Origin of the sequence: Streptomyces sp. FH025 (assembly GCF_017427025.1) — a bacterium.
Classification (GTDB): domain Bacteria; phylum Actinomycetota; class Actinomycetes; order Streptomycetales; family Streptomycetaceae; genus Kitasatospora.
In genome coordinates, this window is the sequence record NZ_JAFLNG010000015.1 from 23,343 (window position 1) to 31,105 (window position 7,763).

Genomic DNA, 7,763 nt, shown 5'->3' on the forward strand with positions numbered 1-7,763 from the left:
TACGAGGCCCTCGATCGGCGACGGTAGACTACGCGCATTATGCGCATCCTCGTGACCGGCGGCGCCGGATTCATCGGTTCGGAGTTCGTCCGTCAGCTCCTCGGAGCCGATGAGAGCGCCCGGATAACCGTCTTCGACAAGCTCACCTACTCGGGAGTCCTGGAGAACCTGGACCCGGTGGCGAGCCACCCGGGCTACAGCTTCGTGCAGGGCGACATCTGCGACGCGGACGCCGTCGACCAGGTCATGCCGGGCCACGACGTGGTGGTGCACTTCGCCGCCGAGTCGCACGTGGACCGCTCGATCGCCGGCGCCGGCCCCTTCGTCGTGACCAACGTGCTGGGCACCCAGGTCCTCCTGGACGCCGCCCGCAAGCACGGTGTGGGCCGCTTCGTCCACGTCTCCACCGACGAGGTCTACGGCTCGATCACCGAGGGTTCCTGGACGGAGACCTGGCCGCTGGCCCCGAACTCCCCCTACTCGGCCTCCAAGGCCGGCTCCGACCTGCTGGCGCTGGCGTACCACCGCACCCACGGCATGGACGTCGTGGTGACCCGCTGCTCCAACAACTACGGGCACTACCAGTTCCCGGAGAAGGTCATCCCGCTGTTCACCACCAACCTGATCGACGGCCGGAAGGTGCCGCTGTACGGCAACGGCGGCAACATCCGCGACTGGCTGCACGTCTCGGACCACTGCCGGGGCATCGAGCTGGTCATGCGCGGCGGCCGCGCCGGTGAGGTCTACAACATCGGCGGCGGCACCGAGGTCACCAACAAGGAGCTGACCGGCCTGCTGCTGGAGGCCGCCGGCGCCGACTGGAGCATGGTCGAGTACGTCGAGGACCGCAAGGGCCACGACCTGCGCTACTCGCTGGACATCAGCAAGATCCGCGAGGAGCTCGGCTACGAGCCGCAGGTGACCTTCCCGGACGGCCTCGCCCAGACCATCGCCTGGTACCGCGAGAACCGCGCCTGGTGGGAGCCGCTGAAGCAGAAGGCGGCCCTGGAGAAGTGACCGCGAACGCCCCCCGGGTGCGCTGGCTGGTCACCGGCGCGGCCGGGATGCTCGGGCAGGACCTGCTGGCGGTGCTCGCCGCCGATCCGTGCGCCGAGGTGACCGCGCTGCGCCGGGCCGACCTCGACATCACCGACGCCGCGGCCGTGCGGGCCGCCGTCGACGGCCACGACATCGTGGTCAACTGCGCCGCGTGGACGAACGTCGACGCGGCGGAGACCGAGGAGGAGGCCGCCACCGCCGTCAACGGCACCGGGGTGCGCCACCTGGCCGCGGCCTGCGCCGGGAGCGGCGCCCGGCTGCTGCACGTCTCCACCGACTACGTCCTGCCGGGCGACGCCACCGAGCCCTGCCCGGAGGACGCCCCGACCGCCCCGGTCAACGCGTACGGCCGCAGCAAGCTGGTGGGGGAGCAGGCCGTCGCCGAACTCCTCCCCGAGCACGGCTACGTCGTGCGCACCGCCTGGCTGTACGGCGAGCACGGCCCGAACTTCGTGGCCACCATGCTCAAGCTGGCCGCCCAGCGGGACACCCTGGACGTCGTCGACGACCAGCACGGTCAGCCGACCTGGTCGTACGCGCTGGCCGAACGCCTGGTCGAGCTCGGCCGGGCCGCGCTCGGGGGCTGGGCCCCGGCCGGGGTCTACCACGGCACCGCGAGCGGCCGGACCACCTGGTGCGGGCTGGCCCGCGAGACCTACGCGCTGAGCGGGCTCGACCCGGAGCGGATCCGGCCGACGACCTCGGAGGCCTTCGTCCGCCCGGCCGTCCGCCCCGCCTTCAGCGTGCTGGCCCACGACCGCTGGGCCGCCGCCGGGCTGGCGCCGCTGCCCGAGTGGCGGGCCATGCTGGCCGAGGCCCTGGAGCGCCCGGCGTTCCGCGAGCTGCGCACCGCGGCGGAGCGGTGAGCGGCGTGCTCGGCCGGTTGACGCGCGCGCTGCCGCCGGGGCTGCTGGCGGTCGGCGTCGGCACGGTCACCCTCGGCGGGGCCTCGTACGTGCACCTCGCGGTGGCCGGGCACGCGCTCGACCGCGAGGCGCTCGCCGAGGTCTCCGTGCTGTGGACCATGGCGATGTCCTTCGCGCTCGGACTGTTCTTCCCGGTCGAGCAGGAGCTGACCCGGGTGATCGCCGCCCGGGCCGCCCGCGGGGAGGGCGCGGCCCCGGTGCTGCGCAAGGCGGCCGTGCTGACCGGCGGGCTGCTGCTGGCGGTGCTCGTCGGGCTGGGGGCGTTCTCCCGGCCGATCGCGAACGTGTTCTTCCACGGCGACCGGAGCCTGGTGGTGGCGCTCGCCGCCGCCTTCGTCGGGCCGGCCGCCTGCTACCTGACCCGCGGCGTGCTGGCCGGCCTCGGCCACTTCGGCGCGTACGGCCTCCAGCTCGGCCTGGACGGCGTCCTGCGGATCCTCCTCTCGGTCGGCCTGCTGGTGGCGGGCGTGCACTCGGCGCTCGCGTACAGCCTGATCCTGGCCGTCTCCCCGGTGCTCGCCATGCTGGTGAGCCTGCCGCGGACGCTGCGGATCGCGCTCCCGGGGCCGGCCATCGGCTGGCGGGAGCTGTGCAGCGGCCTGGGCATGCTGACCGTCTCCTTCCTGCTGGCGCAGTTCGTCGCGAACGCCGCCGTGCTCAGCATCCAGGTGCTGGCGCCCACGCAGGCCGTGCTGGTCGGCGCGTTCACCGGCGCGATGGTGCTCAGCCGGGTGCCGTTGTTCGTGTTCGGCGCGTTGCAGGCCTCGCTGATGTCGGGGCTGTCGACGGCCGTGGCGACCGGCGACCGGGCCGGGTTCCGTAAACTCCTCACCAAGACCTGTGGGATGGTGGCGGCCCTCGGCGTGCTCGGGGGAGTGCCCGCCGTGGTCCTGGGGCCGTGGGTGATCCACATCGCGTTCAACGCGGACCGGCACGCCCTCGGCCCGGTGGACTTCCTCTGGCTCTCGGTGGGCACGCTCGCCTACCTGCTCGCCACGGTCGTCGGCCAGGCGGTCATCGCCCGCGGACACCACCGTCGCCAGCTGCTCGGATGGGTGCTCGGCACCGCGGCGCTGCTCCTGGTGACCTGCCTGCCGGGCGCTCCGGCGGGCCGGGTGGAGGCCGCGTACACCGTCGGTCCGCTCGTGGTGCTGATGGTCATGTTGCTGGCGCTGCGCGGCGACGGTAGCGTGCGCGGCGCCGGTACGGACACTTCACAGGCCGCCGTCTCCGTCGACACGGTCTCCGCGAGCTGATCACGGTGTCGCCACGGCTCCCCCCGGAGACGTGCCGCGGTTCCGGCATCCCTAACATGTGCCCCACTCACCCCTATGCCTCACCAACGCGTGAAAGGCGAGATCCATCGTGCAGCTGAGTGTGCTGACCTCGATCACCGGCGTGCTGGTGCTCGCGTGGATTCTGGAGCTGCTGCGCCGCCAGCAGCTCCGGGAGAAGTACGCGGCGCTCTGGCTGGGCATCGGCATCGTGATCGCCCCGCTGGGGTTCTTCCCGCGGCTGCTGGACTCGACCGCACGCAAGCTCGGCGTGGCGTCCGGCGTCAGCCTGGTGCTGTTCGCCGGTTTCGTGCTGGTCCTGATGGTCTGCGTGCACCTCAGCTGGGAGACCAGCCGGCTGGAGGCCGAGACCCGCACCCTGGCCGAGGACGTCGCCATGATGCGCGCGCACCTCGCCGAGCACCATGACTTCCCGATCGCCCGCACGGGCAACGGCGCGAACGACCCCGAGGTGAAGGCATGATCGACGGCAAGCGGGTACTGATCATCCTTCCCGCCTGGAACGAGGCGGAGGGCCTGCCGAAGATCCTCCGCGAGATCCAGCAGAAGCTGCCCGGCGTGGACACCCTGGTCGTCGACGACGGGTCGACGGACAGCACGGCCGCCGTCGCCGCCGCCTGCGGCTCCAAGGTCGCCCAGCTGCCGTACAACCTCGGCGTCGGCGGCGCGATGCGGTTCGGCTACCGCTACGCGCACCTGCACGGCTACGACGTGGCGATCCAGTGCGACGCCGACGGCCAGCACGACCCGGCCTACGTCCCCGCGCTGCTGGAGAAGCTCCGCGACGAGGCCGACCTGGTCATCGGCGCCCGCTTCGCCGGCGAGGGCTCGTACAAGGTGCGCGGCCCGCGCGCCTGGGCGATGAAGCTGCTCTCGGTGGTGCTGTCGCGGGTCGCCCGGACCCGGCTGACCGACACCACCTCGGGCTTCAAGGCCTGCAACAAGCCGATGATCGAGTTCTTCTCGCACTGGTACCCGGTCGAGTACCTGGGCGACACCATCGAGAGCATGGTCGGCGCCGCCCGCTGCGGCTTCGTGATCCGCCAGGTGCCGGTCGCGATGCGCGAGCGCACCACCGGCACGCCCTCCGCCTCCCCGATCAAGGCGACGATCTACCTGGCCCGGGCCGGCCTGGTGCTGCTGCTCGCCCTCATCCGCCGCATGCCGGCGAACGTGAAGGCCATCGAGCCCGCCACCCGCGCCGCCCGTCGGCCCGAGCTCATCGGCAAGGTTTAGGTACCCGCGATGTCCCGTTTCGAGATCCTGATGCCGTACTACGGCGACGTCCGGCTGATGCAGGACGCCGTCCGCAGCGTGCTGGCCCAGGACGGCGACGACTGGCGCCTCACGGTCGTCGACGACGGCAAGGAGCCGGACGTCCCCGGCTGGTTCGAGTCCCTCGCGGACCCGCGGGTGCGCTACCTGCGCAACGAGACCAACCTCGGGGTCAGCGGCAACTTCAACCGCTGCGTCCAGCTCGCCGAGTACGACTACCTCGTGCTCATGGGCTGCGACGACCTGATGCACCCGAACTACCTGAAGGTGATCCGGGGGGCGCTGGAGCGCTTCCCGGGGGCCGGCATGGTCCAGCCCGGCGTGCTGGTCATCGACGCCGACGGCAACCCGGCCAGCAGCCTCGCCGACACCGTCAAGCGCAAGCTGTACGCGCCGAAGGACCCGGGGCCGCTGCTGATGTCCGGCGAGCCGCTCGCGATGAGCCTGATGCGGGGCGACTGGCTGTACTTCCCGTCGGTCTGCTGGCGGACCAAGGACATGCAGGCCACCGCCTTCCGGGCGGACCTCGGGGTCATCCAGGACCTCGCGATCATCGTCGACCTGCTGCTCGCGGACGTCCCGCTGGCCGTCACGCCCGAGGTCTGCTTCAGCTACCGTCGGCACGCGGTCAGTGAGTCCTCGGTCACCGCCTTCACGGGCAAGCGCTTCGAGGAGGCCCGCCGCTTCTTCCGGGAGACCGCGGACCGGCTGGACGCCCACGGCTGGCACCGGGCCGCCACCATCTCCCGGCGCTTCATCTCCTCCCGGCTGCACGCGCTCAGCATGATCCCCGCGGCGGGCCGCAAGGCGGGCGTGCGCGGCGTCGGGGCGATGCTGAGCCACGTGGCCGGCCGCCGGGCCTGAGCCGTGCGATCCGTTCAGCAACTCCCTCCCAGCGCCCAGGAAGCAACCATGTCCCAATACGACGATGTCTGGCTGGTGATCCCCGCCTACAACGAAGGCGAGGTGATCGCCGATGTGGTGGAGAACGCCCGCAAGACGTTCCCGAACATCGTCGTGGTCGACGACGGGAGCTCCGACGGCTCGGCCGAGCACATCATGACCACCGGGGCCCACCTGGTGCGGCACCCGGTCAACCTGGGCCAGGGCGCCGCCCTCCAGACCGGGCTCTCCTACGCGCTGGCGCAGCCCGGCGCCCAGTACTTCGCGACCTTCGACGCCGACGGCCAGCACCAGACGGCCGACGTCGAGAAGATGGTCGCCGTGCTGCGCGCGGGGACGGCCGACGTGGTCCTCGGCTCGCGCTTCATCGAGCAGTCCGAGCAGGTCCCGATGATCAAGCGCGTGGTGCTCCGCACGGCGGCCGCGGTCAGCCCGACCGCCCGCAAGCTGAAGCTCACCGACTCGCACAACGGGCTGCGCGTGATCAACCGGGAGGCCGCCTCCCAGCTCCGCATCACCATGAACGGGATGGCCCACGCCTCGGAGATCGTCGGCCTGCTGGCGAAGTCCTCGCTGCGCGTCGTGGAGGTTCCCGTGGACATCCTCTACACCGACTACTCACGCGCCAAGGGCCAGTCCCTGATCAACGGCGTCAACATCCTCTTCGACATCTCGCTCCGGGAGCGTGGCCGGCGATGAAGTACTTCTGGATCCAACTGGTACTGGTGCTGGGCGCCGGCACCGCGGCGCTCATCTTCATCCGGCGCTGGGACCGGACCAACACCAGGGCCTGGAAGCGCATCGCCTTCGTGCTGTTCGTGCTCGCGAACATATACGCGGTGCTGCGTCCCGACGACGTCACCTGGGTGGCGAACCGGTTCGGCGTCGGCCGCGGCACCGACCTGGTGCTGTACCTGATGGTCCTGGCGCTGGCCTTCCTGGCGCTCAACACCTACCTGCGCTTCCGCTCGCTGGAGAAGAAGCTCACCGACATGGCCCGCACCGTCGCCATCTCCGAGGGCGCGCGGCTCAACCAGGAGCGCTTCGACGGGGACTCCGTCGGCAAGCTCTGAGTGCTCCCGCCCCACCTACGGACCGGGCCCGGTACGCGCATCGCGTACCGGGCCCGGTTCCGTTGCGGGGGAGGGTCAGCCCGGGACCTGGGTGAGCGGCAGGGCCGACTGCACGGCCGACGGCTGCTCGGGCTCGCGGGGCGGCTTGCGCAGGCCCACGTCCTTCAGCTTGAGCGCCGGCTTCTCGACCACGTGCCAGGAGCAGAACGCGGCCGCGACCGACAGCGCCACCGAGGCCGCCGTGTAGGCCCAGTACCCGTGCTTGTTGACGCCCCACAGCGAGAGGCACTGCTGGATCGGGAACGCGTAGATGTACACCCCGTACGACAGGTCGACCTTGGTGCCGACCTTGGTGAGCGGCCCGGGCATCCGGCACGCGAGCCAGATCAGCAGGTACGCGAAGGCGGGCAGCCCGAACAGCGTGAAGCCGCCGTACCGGGCGGTGCCGAGGAAGACGAGGACGGAGGCCAGGGCCAGCAGGCCGTTGATCGGCAGGCGGTCCTTGTACAGCTCCGCGAGCGCGCCGAGGCCGAACATGAGGACCAGCGGTATCAGCATGTCCATGCTGATCTCGCCCAGGAAGGGCAGCTGCCACCCGGTCAGGCCGCTCGGCGCGTACTCGGGGGCGCGCAGGTGGGGGAAGGCGGTCGCGAGGTGGACCATGTAGGCGTAGAGCCCCAGTACCATCAGCGTGACGGCCCAGCGGGCCCGCCGCAGCACGCCGAGCGCGGCCAGCGAGACCACCATCAGGTAGCAGAGGACCTCGTACGCGAGCGACCACACCGAGCCGTTGAAGGCGGTGGGGTGCGGGACGTGGTCGAGCAGTCCGGATATGCCCCACTGGTAGACGCCGATGGACCAGTTGGCCCGGAGGTACTCCCACGGGCCCTGCGGGTGGGACCAGAAGCCAGCCAGCCGGCCCTGGTGGTACGCCACCACCGGGGCGATCACGAACGCCGTCAGCAGCAGGCAGGCCCACAGCCCGGGCAGGATGCGGATCGCCCGGTTCCACAGGAACCGCGCCGGGGTCAGCCGCATGCCGCTGCGCGTGATCAGCAGCCCCGAGAGCACGAAGAAGCCGCTCACCGCGATCGCGCCGACGTTCGTCTGGTGCCGCGACTCCAGCAGCCCCAGGTCCGGCTTGCCCATCCCGAGTGGCATCGCGTGGGCGAAGATCACGGCCAGCGCCAGGACGAGCCGGAGCAGCCCGAACCCGTTCTTCCGTCCGAGGG

General features: G+C 71.3%; 9 protein-coding genes. 8 read left to right on the top strand and 1 reads right to left on the bottom strand.

Annotated elements, in window-relative coordinates; all coding sequences use genetic code 11:
- Positions 1–39: 39 nt before the first annotated feature.
- From rfbB to J0670_RS02250, 8 genes are all read left to right on the top strand, one after another.
- Entirely contained in the window at positions 40–1,017 is a 978-nt protein-coding gene (gene rfbB / locus J0670_RS02215) for a dTDP-glucose 4,6-dehydratase (protein WP_207809016.1), read from the top strand.
- Positions 1,014–1,925, top strand: a complete 912-nt coding sequence (gene rfbD, locus J0670_RS02220) for a dTDP-4-dehydrorhamnose reductase (RefSeq protein ID WP_307806344.1) — start codon at positions 1,014–1,016, stop codon at positions 1,923–1,925. Before rfbB ends, rfbD begins: the two co-directional genes overlap by 4 nt.
- Positions 1,922–3,241, top strand: a complete 1,320-nt coding sequence (locus J0670_RS02225) for a lipopolysaccharide biosynthesis protein (protein ID WP_207809018.1) — start codon at positions 1,922–1,924, stop codon at positions 3,239–3,241. The genes rfbD and J0670_RS02225 overlap by 4 nt, the downstream gene beginning before the upstream one ends.
- Before the next feature lie 109 nt (positions 3,242–3,350).
- A complete protein-coding gene (locus J0670_RS02230) occupies positions 3,351–3,743 on the top strand; it encodes a DUF2304 domain-containing protein (RefSeq protein ID WP_207809019.1) in 393 nt (130 codons plus the stop codon).
- Positions 3,740–4,516: a glycosyltransferase family 2 protein gene (locus tag J0670_RS02235; RefSeq protein WP_207809021.1), complete on the top strand. Its 777-nt coding sequence runs from the start codon at positions 3,740–3,742 to the stop codon at positions 4,514–4,516. Before J0670_RS02230 ends, J0670_RS02235 begins: the two co-directional genes overlap by 4 nt.
- A gap of 9 nt (positions 4,517–4,525) precedes the next feature.
- Positions 4,526–5,419 (top strand): glycosyltransferase family 2 protein, encoded by an 894-nt coding sequence (locus J0670_RS02240; protein ID WP_207809023.1) that lies wholly within the window; start codon positions 4,526–4,528, stop codon positions 5,417–5,419.
- 48 nt (positions 5,420–5,467) lie between these two features.
- Positions 5,468–6,157 (top strand): glycosyltransferase family 2 protein, encoded by a 690-nt coding sequence (locus J0670_RS02245; RefSeq protein WP_207809024.1) that lies wholly within the window; start codon positions 5,468–5,470, stop codon positions 6,155–6,157.
- Positions 6,154–6,531, top strand: coding sequence for a DUF2304 domain-containing protein (locus tag J0670_RS02250; RefSeq protein ID WP_207809026.1), 378 nt, complete (start codon positions 6,154–6,156; stop codon positions 6,529–6,531). The genes J0670_RS02245 and J0670_RS02250 overlap by 4 nt, the downstream gene beginning before the upstream one ends.
- A gap of 75 nt (positions 6,532–6,606) precedes the next feature.
- On the opposite strand, the gene J0670_RS02255 is transcribed toward J0670_RS02250, so the two are convergent.
- Positions 6,607–7,763, bottom strand: a 1,157-nt coding sequence (locus J0670_RS02255) for an acyltransferase (protein ID WP_207809028.1), incomplete at its 5' end; no start/stop codon positions are given.

Excerpts from the sequence above, each read along its gene's own strand:
- J0670_RS02240 (WP_207809023.1), top strand. The coding sequence starts at position 4,526 with ATGTCCCGTTTCGAGATCCTGATGCCGTACTACGGCGACGTCCGGCTG.
- rfbB (WP_207809016.1), top strand. The coding sequence starts at position 40 with ATGCGCATCCTCGTGACCGGCGGCGCCGGATTCATCGGTTCGGAGTTC.
- J0670_RS02250 (WP_207809026.1), top strand. The coding sequence starts at position 6,154 with ATGAAGTACTTCTGGATCCAACTGGTACTGGTGCTGGGCGCCGGCACC.
- J0670_RS02245 (WP_207809024.1), top strand. The coding sequence starts at position 5,468 with ATGTCCCAATACGACGATGTCTGGCTGGTGATCCCCGCCTACAACGAA.
- J0670_RS02235 (WP_207809021.1), top strand. The coding sequence starts at position 3,740 with ATGATCGACGGCAAGCGGGTACTGATCATCCTTCCCGCCTGGAACGAG.